This window comes from Streptomyces sp. NPDC054834, assembly GCF_053611185.1.
Window position 1 is genome coordinate 287478 of sequence record NZ_JBSGZV010000006.1, and the last position, 23583, is coordinate 311060.

A 23583-nucleotide genomic window follows, 5' to 3' on the forward strand; every position below is an offset into this window, starting at 1 on the left:
GGGCACTAAGATCCGGGCCATGGCGCTGACCGTGCACGACGTGGACCGGTTCGAGGCGTTCAGGCCCCGTCTGGAGGCCGTCGCCTACCGTCTCCTCGGCTCCGCGAGCGAGGCCGAGGACGCCGTGCAGGAGACGTTCCTGCGCTGGCAGGCCGCCGACGTCGACCACATCGAGGTCCCCGAGGCCTGGCTGACGAAGGTGCTCACCAACCTGTGCCTCAACCAGCTCACCTCGGCCCGCGCGCGACGCGAGACCTATGTCGGCCAGTGGCTGCCCGAGCCGCTGCTCGCCGGGGACCCGATGCTCGGCCCGGCCGACACCGCCGAACAGCGCGAGTCGGTCTCGTACGCGGTCCTCGTCCTGCTGGAGCGCCTCTCGCCCAACGAGCGGGCGGTGTACGTGCTGCGGGAGGCCTTCGACTACCCGCACCGGGAGATCGCCGAGATCCTCGACCTCACCGAGGCCGCCAGCCAGCAGATCTTCCACCGTGCCAAGAAACACGTCGCGGCCGGCAAGGCCCGCACCGAGATCGACGAGGCCGCCGTCCGGCGCATCGTCGAGGAATTCCTCACGGCCGCCACCAGTGGCCGGACCGAGCCGCTCGTGCGGCTGCTCACCCAGGACGCCATCTCGGTCGGCGACGGCGGCGGGAAGATCCCGGCCCGCACCAAGGCGTTCGAGGGCGCACTGGCGGTCGCGAAGTTCCTGCGGGGCCTGTTCAAGCCGAGCGAGGCCAAGCGCGCCCTGGTCGGCGGCTCACCCGAGGTGTATGTCACGACCGCCAACGGCGACCCCGCCATCGTCGCGGTCGTCGACGGCCGGGTCGTCGGTGTCATGTGCCTGGAGATCACAGCCGAGGGCATCGCCGCGTTCCGCAACCAGGTCAACCCCGACAAGCTCGAACGCGCGACCGAGCAGTGGGCGGCCACCGGTCACGGCGAACCCCTGCTCAACGCCTTCTGACCCCGATGTGAGCTGGTTCACACCCCGCTTCTGTCAGGAAACGGCGGACCGCCCGGTTCAAGAGGCGAATCCGCTCAAGACAGGAGCCAGGAAATGCAGCACCGCATCGTCGTCCTCGGAGCCGGATACACCGGAGCCATCGCCGCCGGGCGCCTCGCCAGGCGGCTGCACCGCGAAGACGTCGCCATCACTCTCGTCAACGCCGAGCCCGACTTCGTCGAGCGGGTCCGGATGCACCAGCTGGCGGCCGGTCAGGATCTCGAGGCCCGGCCCTTCAGTGAGATGTTCGCGGGCACCGGCGTCGAACTGATGCTCGCGAAGGTCACCGGCGTCGACACCGACCGCAAGACCGTCACCGTCGTCGGCCTCGACGCGAACGGCACCGCGGAGCCGGAAGCCGAGCAGACGGAGGCCGAGCAGACGGAGGCCGAGCAGACGGAGGCCGAGCAGCCGGAGGCCGAGGAGCTGGCGTACGACACCCTCGTCTACGCCCTCGGCAGCGGCTGGAACAGCCAGGGCGTCCCCGGCACCGCCGAGCACGCCCACGAGATCGCCGGCCGCCCCGGAGCGCTCCGGCTGCGCGAGCGCCTGGCCCGCCTGGATGCCGGGCAGCCCGTGGTCGTGGTCGGCGGCGGCCTCACCGGCCTGGAGGCCGCGACCGAGATCGCCGAGGCCCGCCCGGACCTCGACGTCGCCCTCGCCGCCCGCGGCGGCCTCGGCGACTGGCTCTCACCCAAGGGGCGCCGGCACCTGCGGAAGGTCTTCGGCGAGCTCGGCATCACCGCGTACGAGCACGCCGCCGTCACCGGCGTCGAGGCCGACCGCGTCGCCACCGCGGACGGAGCGTCCATCCCGGCCGCGGTCACCGTGTGGACCACCGGCTTCGCCGTCCACCCGATTGCGAAGGCCACCACCCTGGAAGTCACCGAGACGGGCCGGATCGTGGTCGACCGGACCATGCGCTCGGTCTCGCACCCGGACGTGTACGCCATCGGCGACGCGGCCATGGTGACGGGCCCCGGCGACAAGCCGCTGCGGATGTCGTGCGCCTCGGGCGTCCCCACCGCGTGGCAGGCCGCCGACGCCATCGCGGCACGCCTGACCGGCGGCAAGGTCCCGAACGTGCCGCTGCGCTACTTCAACCAGTGCATCTCGCTGGGGCGCAAGGAAGGCCTGATCCAGTACGTCACCGCCGACGACCGCGCTGTCCGGGCGGCCCTGACGGGACGGCTCGCCGCCGTCTACAAGGAACTGGTCTGCAAGGGCGCGGCCTGGGGCGTCGCCAACCCGACCCTGCTACCGATCCGGCCCCGCCGCGTCGTACGGCAGCCCGCCCAGGCCGCCTTGGCGGTGAAGGCACCGGCCTGACGCGCCACTCGTCGTGCGGAGGTGTTCGATGCGACCGTTCTTCCTCACCGCTGCCGTCGTCCCGGCCATGACGTGGTCCGGCGGCGGGTGATCAGCATGGGCCGCGGAGTTCGGCCCGATGGGCGTGGAGGGCACCCCGGCCGGTGACGTCGGCACGCCGGACGCCATCGCGCATGCCGTGGTCTGGCCGGCCAGTGACGAATCGGCTTTCGTCATCGCCGCGTAGGCGGGCCGGCCAGGTCGTCCAGTTCGGCGGCGAAGAACTGCGCGGGGTCGAAGCCCATCCCGGTGAAGTGGCCGGCGAGTTCCAGGGACAGGACACCGTGCAGCCGGGTCCAGAAGGACAGGGCCCGGTGGAGGGCCGCGGGCGGGGCGGGGTGCCCGTCCGCCCAGTCCCGGTGGCCTTCGAGATGCGCGTCGAACGGAGTCGCCGGGCCGTCCGACGGCAGCGCGGCGAAGGCGTCCAGAAGGGCCGCCATGATCTCGGACGCGATCGCGGTGATGTCGTCGGGCGCGTGGTAACCGGGGACGGGCGTGCCGTAGATGAGGAAGTAACGGTGGGGGTCCGCCAGGGCCCAGCCGCGCAGGGCGTGCGCCAGCGTGCTCACGTCGGTACCGATCTCCGAGGCCGCGCGGATGGTGTCGGCGAGGCTGCGGTACGCGTCCCGGACGAGCTCGGTGATCAGCTCGTCACGGCTGTCGAAGTACCGGTACAGCGCGGGCCCGCTCATGCCCATCCGCTTGGCGATCGCGTTGAGGGAGAGCGCGGACGCGCCCGCCGCGGCGATCTGCTCCCACGCGCGTTCCTTGATCTCCGTACGCACCTGGGCGCGGTAGCGCTCACGCGGGGTCTTCGTGCCCTTGTCCGTCACCGGCCTGCCACCTTTCCGCACCGCTGTGCCTGCACCCGCAAGCTTTAGTTAGAGGCTATCACGAAAGCTATTGACTCTCCGCGAGCTGTGCGTTACAACTTCTAACGAACGCGAAAGCAAGTAACCACATCTGGAACGCAAGCGGAGGTCACCATGAGCGCCGAAGGACTCGTCGAGGTCGTCCTGCCGGGCAAGGTCGAGCCCGAGGGGCTTCAGATCCGGCACGGAGTCGTCCCCACCGCGGGCCCGGGCCAGGTCGTGATCCGGATGGAGGCGACCGGCGTCTCCTTCGCCGAGCAGCAGATGCGGCGTGGCCGCTACTACGACCAGCCGCCGTTCCCGTTCGTACCCGGCTACGACCTCGTCGGTACGGTGCTGTCGACCGGCGAGGGCGTCGAGCCCGGCCTGGCCGGCACCCGGGTCGCCGCGCTGGTCAAGGTCGGCGGCTGGGCCAGCCACGTGCTCGTCGACGCGGCGGACGTGGTGCCGGTGCCCGACGGGATCGGTGCGGCGGAGGCGGAGACCCTCGTCGTCAACGGCATCACCGCCTGGCAGATGCTGCACCGCAAGGCCCGCGTCCGCGCCGGGCACACCGTCGTGGTGCACGGCGCCAACGGTGGCGTCGGCTCGGTCCTGGTCCAACTCGCCCAGGCCGCGGGCGCGCACGTGATCGGCACGGCGTCCGCGCGCCACCACGACGCCCTGCGGGAACGGGGAGTGACCCCCGTCGACTACCGCGGCGCCGATGTCGCCGCACGGATCCGCGAACTCGCCCCCCGCGGGGTGGACGCCGTCTTCGACCACGTCGGCGGGCGCGGCATCGTCGACTCCTGGCGCCTCCTCGCCCCCGGCGGCACGCTCGTCTCGTACGGCAGCGCCTCCACCCGTGACGACGAGGGTTCCAAGCAGTGGCCCGTCCTCAAGCTGCTCTTCCGGGTGTGGCTGTGGAACGCGCTGCCCAACCGCCGCAGCGCCTGCTTCTTCAACGTCTGGGCCGGCCGGGCCCTGGCCAAGAACCGGTTCCGGTCCCGGCTCCGCGCCGACCTCACCCAGGTCTTCACCGCCCTCCAGCGCGGAGAGGTCACCGCCCAGATCGCCGCCCAACTCCCGCTCGCCCGCGTCGCCGACGCCCTGCGGCTGGCCGAGTCCGGCACCGTCGCCGGGAAGGTCGTCCTGAACCCGTAGCGAGCACCAAAGCGCCCGATCCGAGCACCACGACGACACGACGGCACCACGAGAGGAACACCATGTTCAGCAACGGCCCGTCGCACTCAGCCGATCAGCGCCCCCTGCCCCTTCACATGCGCGCCGCCGCGGTCACGGTCTCGCTCGCCGTCGCCGGCATACTCGCGAGCACCGTCCCGACCGCCCAGGCCGCCCCCGCCCACTCCACCCATCACCGCGACACGTCCCGGTGCGGCGGGCGCGGTGTCGACGCCGGCGCCCTCATCCGCTACCGGTCCGACGTCGTGATCAAGGCGCCGCTGAGCACCGTCTGGAAACTCCAGACCGACGTGGAACGCTGGCCGTTCTGGCAGCCCCCCGTCACCAGCATCGAACGTCTCGACCCCGGCCCTCTGAGGAAGGGTTCGCAGTTCCGGTGGACGACCCCCGCACCCGCCACCCCCACGACCCCCGCCACCACACTCGAGATCACCTCCACCGTCCGGGAACTCCAGCGCCACAATTGCGTCTTGTGGAGTGGACCCGCTGTCGGTGACGGGCTGCGTATCGACGAAGGTGTCCACCTGTGGACCTTCAGGAAGGGGAAAGGCGGCGTGCACGTCCATACGGAGGAGACCTGGACCGGTGCCCAGGTCGAAGCAGACGTTCCCACCGCGACCGCGGCGCTCGGGGCCGGCCTCGAAGCGTGGCTGCACGACCTGAAGACCGCCGCCGAGGAAGCCCACGATCATGTCTGAGGCTGCGCAACCGCAGTCCCGACCGCCAACCCAACCTCCGGCGTTCTTCCTGGGTTCCCAGGGAGCGGGCAGCATCCCGAAGTTCCGCACCCTCGCTCAGTGTCTCCCCACCAGGTAGGCCTGTTGATCACCCACTTCGAGGGCCCCGCCGGACAACCCCGCCTTCGACCGTTCAAAGGACTGGGGCAGAGCCCCTGAGGCCGGCCGGTGCCCGGGGCCGGGCGTGACTCACTCGGTGCCGGCGGGCCGGTGGGTGTCATGGTCGGGGAGGAGAGTCGCGGCCACGTGCTGGGTGTCGGCGTATTCGACGACGGAGGCGATCTTGCCGTCGCGCACCGTGTAGATGCCGAGGCAGCGGTTGTCGTAGGTGCCGCCGTACACGGTCTCGGCCTTGGCGGTCCATTCGGCCACCACGCGTTCGCCCTCGGCGATCGTGCCGACCAGCTCGATCTCCAGGGTGCCGGGGACGAAGACCTCTCCCATGCTGCCGAGAAACTCGTCGATGATCTCGTCGCGGCCGTGCCACACCTTGGAAATGGGCAGGCTGCCCGGGTAGTGCCAGGTCGCGTCCGCGGCGAAGCTGTCATGGATGACGTCGGCGGCGCCGTCGCGTACGGCCTCGACGTAGCGGATGACGACGGCCCTGGGGTCGGTGGCGCTGGTCATGGTCTTGCTCCTTCGGTCGTTCAGGAAAGGGCGAGGACGGCCTTGCCGCGGATGCGGCGGTCGCGCAGGTCGGTGAGGGCGGTCGCGGTGTCGGCCCAGTCCGCGACCCGGCCGATCTCGGGATGCAGGCGGCCTTCGGCGGTCAGCCGGACGAGTGCCGCCAGGTCGTCGTGGAGGCCGGTGTCGGCGTCGAGGTAGTGGAAGTGGCGGATGACAGCCGATTCGGGTCCGGCGAAGAAGTCGAAGAAGTCGAGCGTCGCCGGTGTGCGACTGGCCTGCCCGAACCAGATGAGCGTGCCGCGCCTGGCAAGCCGGGCCAGCGCGAGGGGGAGGGCCTGGCCGCCGGTCGACTCCAGCACGATGTCGTACGGCCCTCGGGCGTCGGCGACGTCGTGGACGATCTCGGCGGCGCCGAGTCCGGCAAGCCGGGCGCCGCGTTCGGCGTCCCCGGTCACGGCTGTGACCTGGGCCCCGGCGGCGGCCGCGAGTTCGGTGACGAAGTGGCCCACGCCTCCGGAGGCACCGGTCAGCAGCACCCGTCGGCCCAGCACCGGTCCGGCGGCGCGCAGCAGCCGCAGCGCGGTGAGACCGGCCAGTGGCAGCGCCGCGCCCTGGACCACGGAGACGCTGTCCGGCAGCACGGCGAGCGCGGTGGTCGGCACCGCGACGTACTCCGCCCAGCCCCCTGCCATGGGATGCCCGACGACCCGCGCGACACCGGACGGCCCGCTGCCGTCGGCGGCCGACTGCACCACCAGGCCCGCGACGTCCTTGCCGGGGCGCTCGCCGGCGGCGGGCTTCTCCAGCTTGAACGTCTCGCCCCGGTTGACCGAGAACGCCTCGACCTTCACCAGCGCCTCGTCGGGGCGCGGCGTCGGCTCGGCGACGTCGGCGAGCACGACCGGCTCGGCGGGATCTCCGGTCGGTACGAAGGCTTTCAACGTGGTCATCTCCTCGGTGGCCTCGGGCCACCCCTTGATGTGGCTTCCGGGATCATCCGACCGCCTGGTGTGGCACCCCGGCCAACAACCAGGGCGCCCAGCCGACAACGGGCGGTTGTCGCATAGGGTCAGCGCCATGGACCTCGACCTCGCCCTGGTCCGCGCCTTCGTCGCGACCGCCGGGACACTGCACTTCGGGCGGGCCGCCGAGGAGCTGAACACCAGTCAGCAGGCGCTGTCCAAACGCGTCGCGCGACTGGAGGAGTCGCTGGGCGTGCGGCTCTTCGAGCGCCAGGGCGGCACCCGGCTGAGCGAGGCGGGGGAGCGGTTCCTGCCGGCGGCGCGCGAGGCGCTCGCGGCGGGCGAGCGGGCGATCGCGGCGGTGACGGGCGCCGGACCGGTCGTACGGATCGACACGTGGGGCCATCTGTACGCGCCGATGCGCACGGTCGCCGAGGCCGTACAGGCGCTCGGCGCGGTGCGGTGGGAACCGGGCCCCGGGCGTGACTGGCCGTCAGTCGCGCAGGCACTGCTGCGCGGTGACACGGACCTGGGATTCGGCCGGGTGCACCCGCTGCCCGACGGCCGGGATGCGGGACTCACCCAGCGCCTCGTGCGTCTGGAACCCGTCGACGCGGTGGTCGGCCCGTCCCATCCGTTGGCCGGCGCCGACGCACTGCGCCCGGCCGACCTGCGTGACAGCGTCCTGTGGTGCCCGGCTGAACTGGACCGCCTGGACTTCCTGCGCCGCTTCGCCGACGAGTTCCGGATCACGCGGCGGCACGACGGCCCCAATCTGGGCCTGGACCACCTCCTTCGACAGCTCCGCGCCGACCCCGAGGGCTTCACCGTCTTTCCCGCCGACGCGCCGCTGCCGGACCACATGGGCCTGCGCTGCATCCCGCTCGTCGAGCCGACACCGCTGTACGCGTGGTCGCTGGCCTGGCGGGAGTCGTCCCGCCATGCTCTGCTCGACACCTTGCTGCGCGGCTTCACCGAAGCCGGCCGTACCCGGCGCTGGCTGGAGTACGAACCGCGGCGCGACTGGCTTCCCGACACCGACCATCCGAAACTCACGGCCCGTCAGGCACCCGGCCCCCCATAAGTCATCGTCTCCGTCCGTCTCACCGAGCACATGTCTGGACCGAAGCATCGAGGGCGGCGGCTCCGGCCCTCAACCGGTGGTCCGTGGCCCTCATTCCGTCGCGACCGCACAGACCGGGAGCCGGCGCTCGGACGCGGACCCGCTTGTGGGTGCACGCCGAGGTGGGCCCGACGGTGACCACTCCGGCACGGACGTCCCCCGGGCGGGTGTCGGATGGCACGTCCGTCCGGTGAACCCAAGCGCCCACATGGCTCATTCGTTCGAGTCGAACCCGTCATATTAGATACACGCAGCCGAGTCTGCGATGCGTGATCAAGAACCTCAGACGTGCCGCGATCGCGGCCGCACTCCTCGTCGTGCCCCTCGCGGCACCCACGCCGGCGCATGCGCAGGATCGTTCCTCCGAGACGTACACACTCCCGATGGCGACCGCCGTCCACGCCCTGCCGCTCGCGGCGGAGGTGAGGGACGGCTACCAGCGCACCAGCTTCAAGCACTGGAACGCGGGCCAGAACCCCACCGACGGCTGCAACACCCGAGCGGAGGTGCTCATCTCCGAGGCGATCGTCCCGCCCGAGGTCCTCCCCGGCTGCAAGCTGTCGGGAGGGCTCTGGTGGTCGTACTACGACGCCAAGTGGCTGACCCCCGGGTCCGCCCTGGACATCGACCACATGGTGCCGCTCGCCGAGGCCTGGGACTCCGGGGCGTCGCAATGGACCGCGGAGCGACGTGAGGCGTACGCCAACGACCTCGGCGCCGAGAGCTCCCTCGTTGCCGTCTCCGCGGCCTCGAACCGCAGCAAGGCCGACCAGGACCCGGCCCAGTGGCTGCCGCCGGCCGTCGACGTCACGTGCCGCTACACCTCGGAGTGGATCGCCACCAAGCTCCGCTGGGGACTCACCATCGACGCCGTCGAACTCGAAGCACTCACCCAACTCGCCGAAGCCTGCCCCGGCACCCGCGTGACCTACGAGCCCGCCCCATAGGACCGTGGCCCGCCCCGGCAACGGGGCCGGGCCACCCGAACTGCCCTCCAGCCAGAACGGATCCCACGATGCATTGAGGTCCGGTACGCACGAAGGGACGCCGGATCGGTCGGCACCGCTGAAGAAGCACCTGGGCAGCCGTTGACGTGTTCCCGTGGGGATGGCCGGCACCGCATCGTGGCCTCGTACAGGCAGACCTGCGCCACCCGGGGCACCGGCCGGGTACCGCCTGCTACCTCGTGCACCGCCACGGAACGGCTGGTCCGGTGCGCCCTTGACCACCGTGTCGGCCCGCCGCCACGGTGGTCAAGGCCTGGGGGAACAACCGCGCCGCGGCCGGTGCCTGAAGCGTCGACGGATCACCGGGCCGCGGCAGCGCTCAGCATCCGGTATGCGAAATCGCTCCGGCGGCATCCCGGGCGGGCGAGTCCGCCCGCCGCCGCGGCGGTACGGTGTGCGGCAGTCGATCGCGCGTTCTGCGATCGCTGACCAACAAGGGGGTTTCATGAAACACCGCCGCCCGCGCCACCGTCGCAGAGTGATCGCCAGAGCGGTCGGCTCGGCGGGCGTCCTGGCCCTCGCGCTGGGTGTGGGGATGACACCGGCGATGGCCGCCGGGAAGTCGTCCGACAGGCCTGCGGCCACCGGGTCCTCGGCCGGCCAGACCGACCCGAAGACGCCCTGGGCGCCCGAGAACGACGAGCTGCCGCTGCACCAAAAGCCCGCACACCCCGAGGCGCTCGCGTCCACCCGCACGGCCGGGTCCGCCCAGCAGCTCACCATGCCCGCGCCGACCGGGCCGAACGAGGTGGGCATGGTCGGCCTGCACCTCGTCGACTCGTCCCGTACGGATCCGTACGTGGGCGGCAAGCGCGAGCTGATGGTGTCGCTCTTCTATCCGGCCACCGCCACGTCCGGGCACTACCAGGCGCCGTGGATGCCGTCGATCTCCGGCGCCCACTTCCTCGGCACACGCGGGCTGTCGCCCAAGCAGGTGACCCTGCCGAAAACCGCGGGCCATGTCCTCGCCCCGGTGAAGACCTCGCTCGGCAAGCTGCCCGTCCTGCTGTACTCGACCGGGCTGCACTCGGACCGCGCGATGGGCACCGCGCTCGCCCAGGATCTCGCCAGCCGCGGCTACCTCGTCGTCATCGTGGACCACACCCACGACGCCAACGAGGTGCAGTTCCCCGCCAACCGGCTCGAGCTCAACAGGATGCCGTCGGGCGCCCACTCCTCCGACACGCTCAAGGTGCGCGCGGCCGACATCAAGTTCGTCATCAACGGGCTCGTCAAGATCGCCAGTGGCGGCAACCCGGACGCAGGCAAGGCGACGCTTCCCTCCGGGCTGTCGAAGTCGGTGGACACCTCCCGTATCGGGATGTTCGGCTGGTCGCTGGGCGGCGCGGCGGTCGACACCGCCATGCAGCTCGACAAGCGGATCAAGGCCGGTGCCAACCTGGACGGCCAGTTCTTCGGGACGGCGCCGAGCAAGGACCTGGACCGCCCCTTCATGCTCTTCAGCTCCGGCTCCCACAACCGCAACAACGACTCGTCGTGGCGCACGCTGTGGTCGCATCTGAAGGGTTACCGGGTCGACATCAAGCTGAAGGGCGCGGCGCACCTGTCGTTCAGCGACAACGAGTGGATGGTGCCGCAGTGGGCGGGCCTGCTCGGGCTCTCCCAGGCTCAGGTCCAGCAGCAGTACGGCACGATCGCCCCGAACCGGGCGGTCCAGGTCCAGCGTGTCTACCTCGCCGCCTTCTTCGACCAGGAGCTGCGCCACAAGCACAGCACCCTGCTCGACGGGCCCGCCAGCAAGTACCCGGAGATCTCTTTCGTCCGCTGACCGGACAGCTGACCGGACAGCCGAAGGGCCGGACCTGTTCGCGGGTCCGCCCTTCGGCGCGTGGGGGGTGGGTGGCCGTCCCGCATGTGTCGCCGCCGCACAGGGATCTCATTGTCTCGTACGACACATGGGGCGAAAGTGTGATGGTCACGTGAGCACAGGGAGCTAGAATGTTCGTCTTGTCGAACATTTGGGCGCTCGGCGCCAGTTGAGGAAGGATCAGCTCCCCTGTCCTCCGCACCCCGGGCGCCACGCCGACACCGCACCCGCCGCCGCGCCGACATGCCGATGCTTGGCGGAGTGCGCCCGCCGATAGCCTCACTTGTCGTACTCCTGCTGGTGGTCGCCGCCCTGACCGTGATCGGCCTCGACGGCATCCACACCGCGGGCATCCCGCAGGCCGTGCTGAACGGGGAGCAGCAGACCGCCGCGGACACCGCGGTGTCGATGCGCACCGCGATCGAAGCCGAGGCGAGCACGGTACGCCGTACGGCCAACGCCTATCCGGCGACGAGCGCCTCGACCCCCACGACCGCGCTCAAAGCACTGACCTCTGCCAGGAAGGCGGTCCTCGGCCGTGCGCTGCTCGACGCGCGCACCGGCAAACTGCTGGCGACCGGCGGCAAGACCGTGCCGCTGGCCGGGGTGGACGTCGCCAGGACGGCGTCCGGGCGAGGGGAGATCCCGCCCCGGCTGGTGACATCTGGCGGCACGCGGCAACTGCTGTACTTCGCCAAGGTCACGCTGCCCGCGCAGCAGGACGACCCCGACCAGGACCAGTACCAGGCCCCGAGCCGGACCGAGCGGCAGTGGCTCCTGGTGGTCTCCGAAGCGCTCCCCGCCCTCGCGGCGTACGGCGACGGACGCACCGCCGAAGTGCTGGACGCGAGCGGCAAGGTGCTCGCCACCGCGGTCCGTGGCACGGCGTCTGGGGCCGCCGCCCACAGCGGTCTGTCCGCGGCGGCGGCCCGCGCGGCGAACGGCTCGGGGAGTGACACCGACGCCTCGGGAAGCCTGCTGGGCGCCACCACCGGCAGCCGGCGCACCGTGGCCGGCTGGGCCCAGGTCGCCTCGGCGACCGGCCCGGGCGAAACCGGCGACCTCGGTCTGGTGGTGCTCACCTCCCGTGCGGTGCCCGCCACGACCACCGCCGCCGACTACTCGGGCTTCGCGCTCGAGGCAGCCGGGGCGCTGGCCGTGGTCGCGCTGCTGCTCGGGCTGGCGCTGTACTTCTGCGTGCAGCGGCCACTGCTGCGGCTGTATCTGTCCGCCGGCCGCCTGGCCCGGGGCGCGACCGGGGACGGGCCGACCGCGCCGGAGGAGCTGTCCCGGCCGGTTCCGGTGTACGGCTTCGGGGAACTGGCCCGGATCGGGCGGGCACTGGACTCACTGCGCGGGCAACTGCTCGGCGAGAGCGGCCCGCAGGAGTTCCCGGCCCGGCGCGGGCCGGGCTACCGGGCGCTGGCGGTGGCCGGCGTGCTGGTGGTGGCCTGCTGGGCGATGCCGATGATCTTCGTGCTGAACCGGGCGGACACCGCGACCGCGGTTCCGGCTCCGGTCCTCGCCGACCAGCAGGCGCGGACCGAGATCGCGACGCAGCGGATCCGGCAGTCCCTCGACCAGTCGTACACCGACCTGAGCGCCGCGGCCGCGAGCCTGCCGGGCAGGAGCCGGGCGGCCCAGACCGAGGTCATGCGGAAGTCCCTCGCCGACCACAAGCAGTACCGCTCGCTGTATCTGCTGGACCGCTCGGGCGACATCACGCTGAGGGTGGGCGGCACACCGCTGCGCACCCTCGTCCACGTGCCCGGCGGCGGCGGGATCACCAACGTCAACACCTCGGGCCGGATACCGGCGATCGCCGCCTACGAGCAGGTCCGGGCCGGCAAGGGCAAGGCCCAGGCGGCCGGGGTGGTCCTGTTCGGCGAGATCGACGTGAAGGCGCTCAACTCCATTCTGCCCAGGCCGAAGCTGGGCAGCGTCTGGGTGACGGACCGCGACGACAAGGTGCTGGCGTCGAGCGTGGGCTACCGCGCCTTCCAGTCGCTGCCCGACTCCGGCCTGACCCGTCTCGTCCGCGCCACCCAGGGCGCCCCTGGAACCACGGGCACCGCGACCTCGGCGGTGCACGACACGTCCTCCGGCCCCTCGGTCGACGCCGCCGCGCCGCTGGCGCAGAGCGGCCCGACTGCCCGTCTCGGCTGGCACGTGGTGACCGCGGAGCCCGCGGCAGCCCTCCAGATCCCCGCGGTGCAGGCCCAGCAGCGCACCATGCTCGCCGGCATCCTGGGCCTCGCCGTGAGCGCGGCCTGCCTGGGCTGGCTGCATGTCGTGGTGCTCCGGCCGCTGCGCGCGGTCGCCGTGCTCGTCGAGCGGCTCGCCGGCGGAGACCGCCGCACCGTGCTGCATCCGGTCAACCACGACGAGATCGGCTCGGTCACCCGCAGCCTGGAGCTGGTGCGCCAGGCCCTGGCGGAACGCGACCGGGCGGCCAGAGCCGGCCACGCCGCCGGGCCCTCCCGGTCCCTGCGTGAGAACACCCTCCAGCGGTAGAAGGACGGAATCGGCGTGCTCTTCCTCTATGTCATCGTCCTGTTGTGCTGCGCCGGGCTGTGGATCGCTGGAAACCTGGAGCAGCGGCGGCACTTCGCCTCGCTGGAGCAGATACCTACGCGGGTGCTGGTCAACGGCATCCGCGGCAAGAGTTCGATCACCCGGCTGTGCGCGGGCGCGCTGCGCGGCGGCGGCCTGGTCACGGTGGCCAAGACCACCGGTACCGCGGCCCGGTTCATCCATCCGGATGCCACCGAGGAGCCGGTGTACCGCAAGTTCGGCATCGCCAACGTCGTGGAGCAGATCGGCATCGTACGGCGGGCGGCGACCTACCGGCCGGACGCGCTGGTGATCGAGTGCATGGCGGTGATGCCCGCGCTGCAGGAGATCAACCAGGAGAAGCTGATCCGTTCCACGATCGGCGTGCTGTGCAATGTCCGCGAGGACCATCTGGAGGAGATGGGTCCGACACTGGACGACGTCGCCCGCTCGCTCTCCCGCTCGATGCCGGTGGGCGGGGTGTGTGTGACGGCGGAGAAGGACCGGCTGCACATCCTCCAGGAGGAGGCCGACAAACGGAACTGCCGGCTGATCGCGGTCGATCCGGAGTCGGTGACCGACGCCGAACTGCGGGGTTTCAGCTGGTTCACCTTCAAGGAGAACGTGGCGATCGCGCTCGCCGTCGCCGAATTGCTCGGCGTGGAGCGGCAGACCGCGATGCAGGGCATGTGGGACGCGCCGCCCGACCCGGGCGTGCTGTCGGTGGAGCGCTATGTCGCCCCCGAGGGCAAGCGGCTGCGGTTCGCCAACGTCTTCGCGGCCAACGATCCCGAGTCGACGCTGATGAACGTCAAGCAGCTGGAGGATCTGGGCGCGATCAGACGGCCGATCGGCGTGGTCATCAACTGCCGCCCGGACCGGGTGGAGCGCAACGGCCAGATGGGCGCGATCGTCCCCGACCTCGCCGCCGAGACGGTGTTCCTGATCGGCCACCCGACCAAGAGCGCGCGCGACGCGATTCCGGACGGCTTCACCGGGCGGGTGGTGGATCTCGGCGGTGACCGCCGGGACCCCGAGGACCTGACCGCGGCGATCCTCGCGGAACTCGGCCCGGACTCCTCGCTGGTGGCGATCGGCAACATCCACGGCCAGGGCGAACTGTTCCTGGAGTGCCTGGCCGAGCTGCCGCTGGACGACTCCGAGGACCCGCTCGACGCCGTTCCCGACGGCGACGGCCTGGACCAGGAGACCATGCAGTTCGCCATACCCCGGCCGCGAGTCTCGGTGGCCCGGCCGCCCGAGCCGGAGCCGTACAGCTGGGTGGCACCGCTGGAGACACCGACGTACGCCTTCCGCATCCCGGAGCAGCGCGAACTCGCCCGCCGTGCCGCCGAACGCCAGGGCCGGCCCGATGACCAGAGCACCGCGGACGACCCGCACCACTCCCACGATTCGTCCCAGTTCACGAGGAACCCGTGATCCCCGCCAATCTCAACGCACAGACCGCCGCGCTCGGGATCGCCCTCGGGCTGGTCTTCTCGCTCGTCTGCTATCTGACCACCAACCTCTCCCCCGGGGGAATGATCACCCCGGGCTGGATCGCCCTCACGCTCGTCACCGACGTGCGGATGGCCGGGCTGATGGTCGCTGTAGCGACGGGAACGTACTTCTTGACCAAGCTGGTGCAGCGCACGGTGATTCTCTACGGCAAGCGGCTGTTCGCCGCCGTCGTGCTGTGCGCGGTGCTGATGCAGACCACTGTGATGCTCGCCCTCAGCCACGAGTTCCCGCTGCTGTACACGTCACAGACCCTTGGCTTCATCGTCCCCGGCCTGGTCTCCTACCAGCTGGCCCGCCAGCCGCTGGCGGCCACGGTCATCTCGACCACGGCGGTGACGCTGGCCACGTACGTGGTGCTGGTCTCCGGTCTGCTGATCGGTGTCCTGCCCACCGGCTGACCCGCTCACCACCTCTCACCTCACAGACCCAGGAGGATCGGCCATGCACTCCGCACATGACGGCAGGCGAAGCCGCCCGACTCGCCGCGCCGTGTTCCGGACGATCGCGGGCGTGGCGGCCGCCGGGGTGGCGGGCGGATACGCCTGGGACCGCTTCGGGCACGGCAGCGACGACGGTGGCGGTACGGCCGCCGACGGCACGGGCGCCCGGTCCACCGGGGCCCACACCTTCGAGCGGCTGTCTGCCCCCGACCGCACCGTGGTCCGCGCCGCCGACGGCGGCACGCTCGCCACTTTCACCGACGGCGCCCGTACGGCCGTACTCACCGGGCCCAGCCGCACCTTCAGCGAGCCGCGCACCACCGAGGCCAAGGTGACCACGGACGCCTGGGTGCGGGTGCTGCCGCACGCGTGGCAGCGGGGCATGGAGAAGTCCGCCTGGTTCAAGAGCTGGTTCAAGAAGGCGCTCGGCGACAAGAGCCCGGACGTCTTCGCCGTGGCGTTCCAGTACAGCAGCGCCGGGGTGCCCGACAAGCACAATGCCAAGGGCGTGCGCTACGCGGGCACCGCGCACTTCGGCCCGCGCAATGGCGCGGTCAAAAACCCGCTGGACTTCGCTTACTACGACGAGAAGTCAGATTTCTACGACTATCTGGGCATCGACTGGACCTTCCCGGACGGCACGCGCGTGCAGCCGGAGAAGGCCCGCTACGGCGATGTCGACTGCTCCGGCTTCCAGCGTCTGGTGTGGGGCTACCGCATGGGCATCCCCCTGCACAACACCAACACCAAGGGCACCGGTCTGCCGCGCCGCGCCTTCGCCATCGCCGCCTACGGTCCCGGCCGCCAGGTGATCTCCCACACCGGCAAGCAGCAGGCCACCGACCTGGACGTCCTGCAGCCCGGCGATCTGGTCTTCTTCGCCATCATCAAGGACCGGCCGGACTTCATCGACCACGTCGGCATGTACATGGGCCTCGACGACCAGGGCCGGCACCGCTTCTACTCCAGCCGCTCCGCCGCCAACGGCCCGACCCTGGGTGACCTGTCGGGCCACGCGCTGCTGGACGGCACCGACTTCTACGCCCGCGGCTTCCGGGCGGCCCGCCGCCTGTGACTGCGCCGCGTGTGATGTCGCCGCCTGTGACTCCGCCGCGTGCGCACCGCCGCTTCACCTGACCTGCCGATCCGAGGACCACTGCCATGACCGCCATCCCCGCCGCCCAGCCCACCGGAGCGCAGCAAGACCGGCGAGCGGCGAACCGCCCCTCCGACCGGCCGGAGGACGCCCCGCGCTGGGAGCGCCCGGCGCTCGCCGCGGTGCTGGCCGTCGCCACGGTGCTGTACTCCTGGGGCATCGGGCACGCCGCGCTCCACCCCTTCTACGGTGCGGCGATACGCTCGATGGCCGGCAGCTGGCGTGCGTTCTTCTTCGGCGGGCTCGACGCCGCCGGTTCGATCAGCATCGACAAGCTGCCCGGCGCCTTCTGGCCCGACGCCGTCTCCGTCTGGCTCTTCGGCCCGCACACCTGGGCGGCCGCGCTTCCGCAGGTCGTCGAGGGCGTGCTCACCGTATGGCTGTTGCACCGGATCGTACGGGCCTGGGCCGGTCCGTTCGCCGCGCTGATCGCCGCGTTGGCGCTCACACTCACCCCGGTCACCGTGGCGCTCAACCGTGCCACCATCCCGGACACCGCGCTCACTCTGCTCCTGGTGGCGGCCGCCGGAGCACTGCAGAAGGCGGTGCGCACCGAGCGGCTGCTGCCGCTGATCACCTGCGGGATCTGGGTCGGGCTCGCCTTCCAGGCGAAGATGCTCCAGGCGTGGCTGGTGCTGCCGGTCTTCGCCGCCGTGTACCAACTCGTCGCGCCCGGCAGGCCGTTGCACCGGGCTGTGCGCGTCCTGGTGGGCGGGGCGGTCGCGCTGGCGGTCTCCTGCTCCTGGATGCTGATCGCCTCGGCGACACCGGCCGCCGACCGCCCGTACCTCGACGGAACGTCCGACAACGATCCTTTCGCCCTGGTCTTCGGCTACAACGGCCTGAGCCGCTTCAGCAGCGATCCCACCGCGTTCGGCGCCGTCGCGGGCACCGCAGCCAGCCGCACCACCGGCAACACCGGCTGGGACATGCTGATCAACGACACGGTCGGCCCGCAGGTCGCCTGGTTGCTGCCGCTCGCCGTGCTCGCCGCGGTCCTGGGCGTCGTCCGGCGCGCCGGGCTACCGCGAACCGACCTGCCGCGCGCGGGATTTCTGCTGTGGGGTGGCTGGCTGGCCGTGCACATCGTGGTGTTCAGCGCCTCCAACGGCAACCACGCCTACTACATGGCCGTCATCGCCCCGGCGCTCGCCGCACTGGCCGGCGGCGGCCTCGCGCTCTTCCGCTCGGAGTACGAGGCGAAGTACGAGCCGGAGCCGGCGGCGGAGCACGAGGCGGCCGGCCGGCGACACCTGGCGCTGCCGACGGCGATCGCGCTGACGGCGGCGTGGGCGCTGGTGCTCGACTGGCCGACCCGATTCGTCTCCTGGCTGCTGCCGGTCGCTGTGATGCTCGCGCTGTGCGGCGTGGTGGGCCTGTGGAGCCGCGGGCCGCGCACCTCCCCGCGGATGATCCACGCCGCCCTCGCCGCCGGGATCGCGGCCACCCTGGTCGTACCGGCCGGCTGGGCCGTCTCCGGCCTCGACCCGCTCTACGCGGGCGCCGCCACCTCGCCGATGACCGGTCCGGTCGGCAAGTCGTACAACGAGCATCCCCGTCACGCTCCGCGGAGGATAGGGCTCGACCGGCCCAGCGCCCGCGACACCGCCCTGCTCGACTACCTCACCACGCACCGCCACGGCGAGAAGTACCTGCTCGCCACCCAGGCCGCCTACACCGCCGAGCCCCTACTGCGCGCGAAGTCCGAGCCCATCCTCGTCATGGGCGGCTTCACCGGCAGCACCCCCTTCCCGACCGCCCAGCAGCTCGGCAGCCTCGTCACCGCCCACCAGCTGCGCTATGCGCTGCTCACCACCCAGCGCCCCACCACTCCCGCCACCACCTGGGTGAAGTCCCACTGCGCCCGAATCCGGCCCCCCGCCTACGGCGTCCGCACCGACGGCAGCTTCACCCTCTACGACTGCGCCCCCCAGAGATGAGGCGCCCGGCCCTTTCCACTGCCCTCGGTGATCACCTGGGCTGACAGACCACGAGGCCGGTGACGGCGGCGATCCACTCGAAGTCGCGGGGTGGATGCGGCGATCGCCGTCGGACCCGAGCGTCCGCTTCAGGGCCCGGATGGCGACAGCGGGAGGCGGGCGACGATGCCGGCGCCGTACCGGTGGGGTTCGACGCGGAGAGTGCCGTGGTGCTGATGGGCGATGTCGCGGGCGATGGCCAGCCCGAGGCCGGCTCCGCCGAGGTCCCGGCTGCGGGCGTCGTCAAGGCGGGTGAAGCGCTCGAAGATCCGCTCACGGTCGGCATCGGGAATGCCGGGTCCGTCGTCGGTCACCTTCAGTACGGCCATGCCGGCGTCAAGGTCTGTGTGCAGCGCCAGTTCGATGCGGCGATCGGCATGCCGTTGGGCGTTGTCGAGGAGGTTGGTGAGGAGTCTGACCAGCCAGCCCCGGTTCCCCTCTACGGTGATGCCGGGTTGCAGCCTGGTGTCGATGGGGAGCCGGTCGCCGTGACGCGCGGCAACGGTCGTACGGCAGAGTTCGGCCATGTCCAGCGGGAGGCGGCTGACCGGCTCGGCCGCATCCAGACGGGCGAGGAGCAGCAGGTCGGAGGCGAGGTCCTGGAGCCGGACGGTGTCCTCCAGGGCGTCGCTGACCAGGTCAGGCCACAGGGCCGGATCCGGATGGGCGAGGGCGACCTCCAACTGGGTGCGCAGGACGGTGATGGGGCTGCGCAGTTCGTGCGAGGCGTCGGCGATGAACCGGCGCTGGCGGACGACTGCGTCCTCCAGGCGGTCGAGGGTGACGTTCATGGTGCGGGCGAGGCGGGCGACTTCGTCCTGGGCGGCCGGTACCGGGACGCGGCGGTGCAGAGCGTGTCCGGTGATCTCGGCGACCTCGGAGCGGATGGCTTCCACCGGACGCAGGGCCCGGCCGGTCACCCACCAGGTGACCAGGGCGACCGTGGCCAGCAGCAGCGGTGTGCCGATGCCCAGCGCGGCCTTGGTGATCTCGTCGGCCGCGTCCGCGTCCCGCAGCGACGTGCCCGCGTACACGGTGACCGCGCCGCCGGGGGTCTGGGCGGTGACGGCGACGATCCGCTGGCGGTGTCCTTCGCCGAACGGCTCGCCGGACCAGGTGGCGCGCAGCTTGCCCTCATGGGGGCGCAGGTGGGCGACGGCCGGGCGGCCGGCGAGGTTCTGGCTGGCGGCCACCACGCGCCCGCTGCTGTCGACGACCTGGATGAAGTCGGCGCCGTGGGTGAGGGGCAGCAGGTCGGGCAGCTTGCCCTGGGCGGCCAGCTGACCGACGGTGTCCGCCTGCGCGGTGGCCGCGTCGTTGGCGTTGCGCTGGAGGTCGGCGTGCAGAATGGCGAACAGCGCGAAGGAGGCCGCGGTCAGTGCGAGGGCGACGACCGCGGTCGCCCCGAGCGTCGCCCGGGCCCGCACCGATCCCGGCCACGGGTGTCGTACGAGCCTCACGGCGGCGAAGCGCAGGCGCCGGATCGCTGCCGGTGTCTCGCCGGCGCGGGGGACGAGTCGTCTAGCCACCGTCGGCCGCCAGTCGGTAGCCGGCGCCGCGGACGGTCTCCAGGGCGCAGCGCCCGAAGGAGGTGTCGATCTTGCGGCGTACGGCGCTGACGTGGACCTCGACGAGATTGAGGTCCGCCTCGAAGGCCGAGTCCCAGACGTGTTCGAGGATCTCGCGCTTGGACACCACCTCGCCGGCACGGCGTGCCAGGTACTCCAGAATGGCGAACTCCCGCGCGGTGAGCCGGACTTCGGTGCCACCACGGACGCATGTGCGGCCGGCCGGATCGATCACCAGGTCACCGAGCCGGAATGTCGGAGGGACCCGGTGGCCGGTACGACGGTGGAGCGCGCGGAGCCGGGCGACCAGGACGACGTAGGAGAACGGCTTGGACAGGAAGTCGTCGGCACCGGTGTCCAGCGCCTCAGCCTCGTCGTACTCCCCGTCCTTGGCTGTGAGCATCAGGATCGGTGTGTCGCTCCCGGCCGAGCGCAGCCTGGCGCAGACACGGTAGCCGTTGAGGCCGGGCAGCATGATGTCGAGCACGACCACGTCGTAGCTGTGCTCCAGGGCGAGCCACAGTCCCTGGTTGCCGTCGTGGGCGACATCGACGGTGAACCCCTCGGCCATGAGACCTCGTTGAAGAGTGGCGGCCAGCCGCTTCTCGTCCTCGACTACCAGTACGCGCACGGCATACAGCCTCGCACGCCGGACTGGCGCCGGCTGAAGACGCCTTCAGCCACCTTCAGCCTGGCTTCAGCAACGGCATTCCAAGCTGATCGCAGCCGCCGGCACCGGGCCGGTCGAGGCGATCAGGAGCCCGAGCATGTCCCAACCCGAACCGCCACAGCAGCCGGAGTCGACGCCGGACTCACCGGTCGCGCTGCCGAAGTCAGCCAAGTCGGCCAAGACCTTCCGGGCGCGCCTCCCGCGGGTGAGCCGGCGTCGTGGGGCCGTCCTCGGCGCCGCCGTTCTCCTGGCGGCCGCGGCCGCGACCGGCGTCGCTGCGGTCGTCCACCACGGCCACGGTGAAAAGGGCGAGCACGGCCAGTTCGCGGCAGAGCACAGGCGGGCGGGCGGCGACGACGGCCGGCAGGGCGCATACGGGCAGGCACGAGGCGGTCGCGGCGGCCAGAACGACGAATCCAGGCTCGGTGGCAACAGCCAGGGCACCCAGAGCGGTCAGAGCGGTCAGAGCGGTCAGAGCACTGAGGGGGCCCTCGCGCCCGCGCCGCTGCCGGCGGTTTCGGCCGAGGCGGCGATCAAGGCCGCGGGCAAGGCGGTTTCCGGTGGCAAGACGGAGGCGCTGCGCGTGATCGCAGAGCAGGGTGGCGGAAGCGCGTGGGAGGTCGAGGTGCTGGGCACCGACGGCGTCCTGCACCTGGTCACCATCGAGGGTGCCACCGGCACGGTGACCGGCAATACCGTCGCGTCGGCCACCTCGGACGCGGCGAGCTGACGGCCCAGCCCCCGAGCCGAGGATGCGGCGCGACCCACCCTCGGCTCGGGGGTGCACCGCCTTGGCGCCACGAGCGCGCAACGGCATGGGCCGACCCAGCCCGCACCAGAGGTTCACAGTCACCCCGCCCGGAAGGAAACCCATGAAGCCGCCGCTCGCGTCCAAGCCGGAGACGGCGCGCGAAACACGGTGTGGCACACGGGTCACGCCGCGTCCGGGGCGGATGGCGACCGACCAGAACGACGCACGGTGGACCCCGGTCGTTCCCGGTCCGACCACTGCCTTCGCCCGTTTCGTCCTGTGCGGTGGCGGTGTCGGGCTCGCCTCAAGTGCCGCTGTGTCGCTGTGCGCTGCCCTGATGTCCTGGGTGGTGGCGAACGCGCTGATAACCGTCGCCTCCACCCTCCTCTGTACGGAGCTCCACGCACGCTTCACCTTCGGGGCCGGGCGGCGCGCCGGATGGCGCCGGCACTGGCAGTCCGCGGGGTCGGCCGCTGCCGCCTACGCGGTGACCTGCGCCGCGATGGCCGTTCTGCACATAGTGCAGCCGTCACCGGGGGTCTTTCCCGAGCAAGCCGTCTACCTCAGCGCCGCCGGGCTCGCCGGAACCGGACGTTTCCTGGTGCTGCGCCTGTTCGTCTTCGCCGATTCCGCGGCCTGACCACTTCGCCCTGATCCCGTCCTGGCCCCACGACGACACCGCGGGCGCGCTCTTCGAGCGGAAGCGACGGCGCTTGGACGATCGCCGCTACTCCGGCGTTCCGGATACGGCCGCGCCCGCGTGTTCAGCCGGAGCCGGAACTGCCCGCCGATTCGCTGGCGGCACGGCGGTATGCGACGTTGATGCGCTGTGCTTCCTCGAGCTGGTCCTCGAGGATGACGATGCGGCACGCAGCCTCGATCGGAGTCCCCTTGTCGACGAGCTCGCGGGCGCGGGCCGCGATCCTCAGTTGGTAGCGGGAGTACCGGCGATGACCCCCCTCCGAGCGGAGCGGAGTGATCAGACGAGCCTCACCGATGGCTCGCAGGAAGGCCGGGGTGGTGCCGAGCATCTCGGCTGCCCGGCCCATCGTGTAAGCCGGGTAGTCGTCGTCGTCCAGACGATCATTCAGGGGGTTGTCCGATGTCATGTCACCTCGCTGTGCAATGCGTCGAGGGGCCCTGGTGCCGTACGGCACCAGGGCCCCGAAGGAAATTCAACACCATCTGTCGGCCCTACTGCTGTGCCGACCTTCTGTTTCCGCTACCCGGCCCTGCAGGGCGGAGCGGGGATCGCAGCTGCGTGACCGGGGACCACCTTCCATTCCGGGGTCTTGCGGTACCCGGGCCGAGAGCTTCTCGGACCGGGCGATCCTGATGGCGTCTGCTCCTCCATTCCTCTCGTACCAACCACTGAATGAACCGGTACTGCTGCCGGCAGCTCCTCGACGTGCGAGCCGCCCAGTGTGGCTCTCAGTCCCGTCGCCATCCTGGGAACGCTTTGGCTTCGAGGCTCGTGAGCCGCACTGACCTGCGTACTTCGTATTCAGTCACCCACCAGTTCGTGTCTGGTGGATCTCCTTCGACCGTGTCTACGAGAGAAACCGTACCCATGTCAGGGACCAATGTCTACTCTGGCAACAGTAGATTTCATCCTTCCGGCGGAGACATGCCCTGCCGCGGTCGGCCCTCACCGGTTGGTCGGGAGTCGTCCCCTGTCGTCCGGCGCAACCGCTTCATGCCCCGCGGGCGGTACCGGTACGGGTGGACCGAATAAGCTCTGCTGCCATGTCGAACCCTGATGAGCTGCTCATCGCCATCTCCGCCGCGGTGGAGTCCGAGCCAAGCAATCAGATGTCGCTGACCGTGGTCGTCGGCGGTGCCGTCATCACTGGCCGGCTGGCTCCCGAGGCCGTGTGGCGGGAGCGGGTGGCGGAAGTCCTGAAGGACTCGGACCATCTCGGCGCGTTCTCGGACGTCTTCGTCCGCGGTCCGCGAGGCAACCGGCCCGGTCCCGGTGAGGCGCCCACGCATCTGCACTTTCATCTCGCCCGGATCCTGCAAGGCAGCCTCGGGATCCCGGAGACGGGCGGCATGTACCGAGTCGCGATCAAGGACGTCAGCGCATGGACCGTGGGCGATCTCAGCTACTTCGACCGGTGAGACGCTGTCGCTGCCCCGCTGCCCCGCTGCCCGGTCAGCGGTTTGCGAACGGACGTCGACACAGCGGTGGGGGCCCGGGCCCCGCGCGGGGGCCGGGGCCCCCCCCCGGTCC

At 71.3% G+C, this 23583-nt stretch carries 21 protein-coding genes and 1 pseudogene; 16 read left to right on the forward strand and 6 right to left on the reverse strand.

Annotated features, from left to right (window positions below; all coding sequences use genetic code 11):
• Positions 1-19: 19 nt before the first annotated feature.
• From ACWGJM_RS11740 to ACWGJM_RS11750, 3 genes and pseudogenes are all read left to right on the forward strand, one after another.
• On the forward strand, positions 20-964 hold the full coding sequence (locus ACWGJM_RS11740; protein WP_453411473.1) for an RNA polymerase sigma-70 factor: 945 nt from the start codon (positions 20-22) through the stop codon (positions 962-964).
• Between the two features lie 93 nt (positions 965-1057).
• Complete coding sequence (locus ACWGJM_RS11745; RefSeq protein WP_453411474.1) at positions 1058-2332, forward strand: NAD(P)/FAD-dependent oxidoreductase; 1275 nt, start codon at positions 1058-1060, stop codon at positions 2330-2332.
• 34 nt (positions 2333-2366) lie between these two features.
• Positions 2367-2558: pseudogene (locus ACWGJM_RS11750) on the forward strand (short-chain dehydrogenase); the annotation flags it as partial.
• On the opposite strand, the gene ACWGJM_RS11755 reads toward ACWGJM_RS11750, so the two are convergent.
• On the reverse strand, positions 2545-3204 hold the full coding sequence (locus tag ACWGJM_RS11755; RefSeq protein WP_453411475.1) for a TetR/AcrR family transcriptional regulator: 660 nt from the start codon (positions 3202-3204) through the stop codon (positions 2545-2547). The pseudogene ACWGJM_RS11750 and the gene ACWGJM_RS11755 overlap by 14 nt on opposite strands.
• Positions 3205-3357: 153 nt before the next feature.
• On the opposite strand from ACWGJM_RS11755, the gene ACWGJM_RS11760 reads away from it, so the two are divergent.
• Entirely contained in the window at positions 3358-4389 is a 1032-nt protein-coding gene (locus ACWGJM_RS11760; RefSeq protein WP_453411476.1) for a medium chain dehydrogenase/reductase family protein, read from the forward strand.
• A gap of 62 nt (positions 4390-4451) precedes the next feature.
• Positions 4452-5126, forward strand: coding sequence for an SRPBCC family protein (locus ACWGJM_RS11765; RefSeq protein ID WP_453411477.1), 675 nt, complete (start codon positions 4452-4454; stop codon positions 5124-5126).
• Between the two features lie 228 nt (positions 5127-5354).
• Here the strand turns inward: ACWGJM_RS11765 and ACWGJM_RS11770 are convergent, their stop codons facing one another.
• Both ACWGJM_RS11770 and ACWGJM_RS11775 read right to left on the reverse strand, forming a co-directional pair.
• A complete protein-coding gene (locus ACWGJM_RS11770) occupies positions 5355-5792 on the reverse strand; it encodes a nuclear transport factor 2 family protein (RefSeq protein WP_453411478.1) in 438 nt (145 codons plus the stop codon).
• Between the two features lie 20 nt (positions 5793-5812).
• The gene (locus ACWGJM_RS11775) at positions 5813-6742 is read right to left on the reverse strand and encodes a zinc-binding dehydrogenase (RefSeq protein WP_453411479.1); all 930 of its coding nucleotides are present in this window, start codon (positions 6740-6742) and stop codon (positions 5813-5815) included.
• 127 nt (positions 6743-6869) lie between these two features.
• On the opposite strand from ACWGJM_RS11775, the gene ACWGJM_RS11780 reads away from it, so the two are divergent.
• The 8 genes from ACWGJM_RS11780 (at position 6870) to ACWGJM_RS11815 (ending at position 18322) form a co-directional block, all read left to right on the forward strand.
• On the forward strand, positions 6870-7838 hold the full coding sequence (locus ACWGJM_RS11780) for a LysR family transcriptional regulator (protein ID WP_453411480.1): 969 nt from the start codon (positions 6870-6872) through the stop codon (positions 7836-7838).
• 308 nt (positions 7839-8146) lie between these two features.
• Positions 8147-8824, forward strand: coding sequence for an HNH endonuclease family protein (locus ACWGJM_RS11785; RefSeq protein ID WP_453411481.1), 678 nt, complete (start codon positions 8147-8149; stop codon positions 8822-8824).
• Between the two features lie 538 nt (positions 8825-9362).
• Complete coding sequence (locus tag ACWGJM_RS11790; protein ID WP_453411482.1) at positions 9363-10673, forward strand: alpha/beta hydrolase family protein; 1311 nt, start codon at positions 9363-9365, stop codon at positions 10671-10673.
• Positions 10674-10973: 300 nt separating this feature from the next.
• The gene (locus tag ACWGJM_RS11795) at positions 10974-13226 is read left to right on the forward strand and encodes a HAMP domain-containing protein (RefSeq protein WP_453411483.1); all 2253 of its coding nucleotides are present in this window, start codon (positions 10974-10976) and stop codon (positions 13224-13226) included.
• Between the two features lie 15 nt (positions 13227-13241).
• The gene (gene pgsB, locus ACWGJM_RS11800) at positions 13242-14705 is read left to right on the forward strand and encodes a poly-gamma-glutamate synthase PgsB (RefSeq protein WP_453411484.1); all 1464 of its coding nucleotides are present in this window, start codon (positions 13242-13244) and stop codon (positions 14703-14705) included.
• Positions 14702-15184 (forward strand): poly-gamma-glutamate biosynthesis protein PgsC/CapC, encoded by a 483-nt coding sequence (locus tag ACWGJM_RS11805; RefSeq protein WP_453411485.1) that lies wholly within the window; start codon positions 14702-14704, stop codon positions 15182-15184. Before pgsB ends, ACWGJM_RS11805 begins: the two co-directional genes overlap by 4 nt.
• A gap of 43 nt (positions 15185-15227) precedes the next feature.
• Positions 15228-16301: an NlpC/P60 family protein gene (locus ACWGJM_RS11810; protein WP_453411486.1), complete on the forward strand. Its 1074-nt coding sequence runs from the start codon at positions 15228-15230 to the stop codon at positions 16299-16301.
• 86 nt (positions 16302-16387) lie between these two features.
• On the forward strand, positions 16388-18322 hold the full coding sequence (locus ACWGJM_RS11815; protein ID WP_453411487.1) for an ArnT family glycosyltransferase: 1935 nt from the start codon (positions 16388-16390) through the stop codon (positions 18320-18322).
• Between the two features lie 128 nt (positions 18323-18450).
• Here the strand turns inward: ACWGJM_RS11815 and ACWGJM_RS11820 are convergent, their stop codons facing one another.
• Entirely contained in the window at positions 18451-19821 is a 1371-nt protein-coding gene (locus ACWGJM_RS11820; protein WP_453411514.1) for an ATP-binding protein, read from the reverse strand.
• Positions 19822-19882: 61 nt separating this feature from the next.
• Entirely contained in the window at positions 19883-20560 is a 678-nt protein-coding gene (locus ACWGJM_RS11825) for a response regulator transcription factor (protein ID WP_453411488.1), read from the reverse strand.
• A gap of 136 nt (positions 20561-20696) precedes the next feature.
• Between ACWGJM_RS11825 and ACWGJM_RS11830 the strand changes: the two genes are divergently transcribed.
• Together ACWGJM_RS11830 and ACWGJM_RS11835 are read left to right on the forward strand one after the other, a co-directional pair.
• Positions 20697-21329 carry a PepSY domain-containing protein gene (locus ACWGJM_RS11830; RefSeq protein ID WP_453411489.1) on the forward strand — a complete coding sequence of 211 codons (633 nt, stop codon included), beginning with the start codon at positions 20697-20699 and terminating at the stop codon, positions 21327-21329.
• A 223-nt stretch (positions 21330-21552) separates the two neighbouring features.
• Positions 21553-21990: a GtrA family protein gene (locus ACWGJM_RS11835; protein ID WP_453411515.1), complete on the forward strand. Its 438-nt coding sequence runs from the start codon at positions 21553-21555 to the stop codon at positions 21988-21990.
• A 124-nt stretch (positions 21991-22114) separates the two neighbouring features.
• On the opposite strand, the gene ACWGJM_RS11840 is transcribed toward ACWGJM_RS11835, so the two are convergent.
• Entirely contained in the window at positions 22115-22459 is a 345-nt protein-coding gene (locus ACWGJM_RS11840; protein ID WP_453411490.1) for a MerR family transcriptional regulator, read from the reverse strand.
• A gap of 637 nt (positions 22460-23096) precedes the next feature.
• Between ACWGJM_RS11840 and ACWGJM_RS11845 the strand changes: the two genes are divergently transcribed.
• Positions 23097-23471, forward strand: a complete 375-nt coding sequence (locus ACWGJM_RS11845; protein ID WP_453411491.1) for a hypothetical protein — start codon at positions 23097-23099, stop codon at positions 23469-23471.
• Positions 23472-23583: the final 112 nt, after the last annotated feature.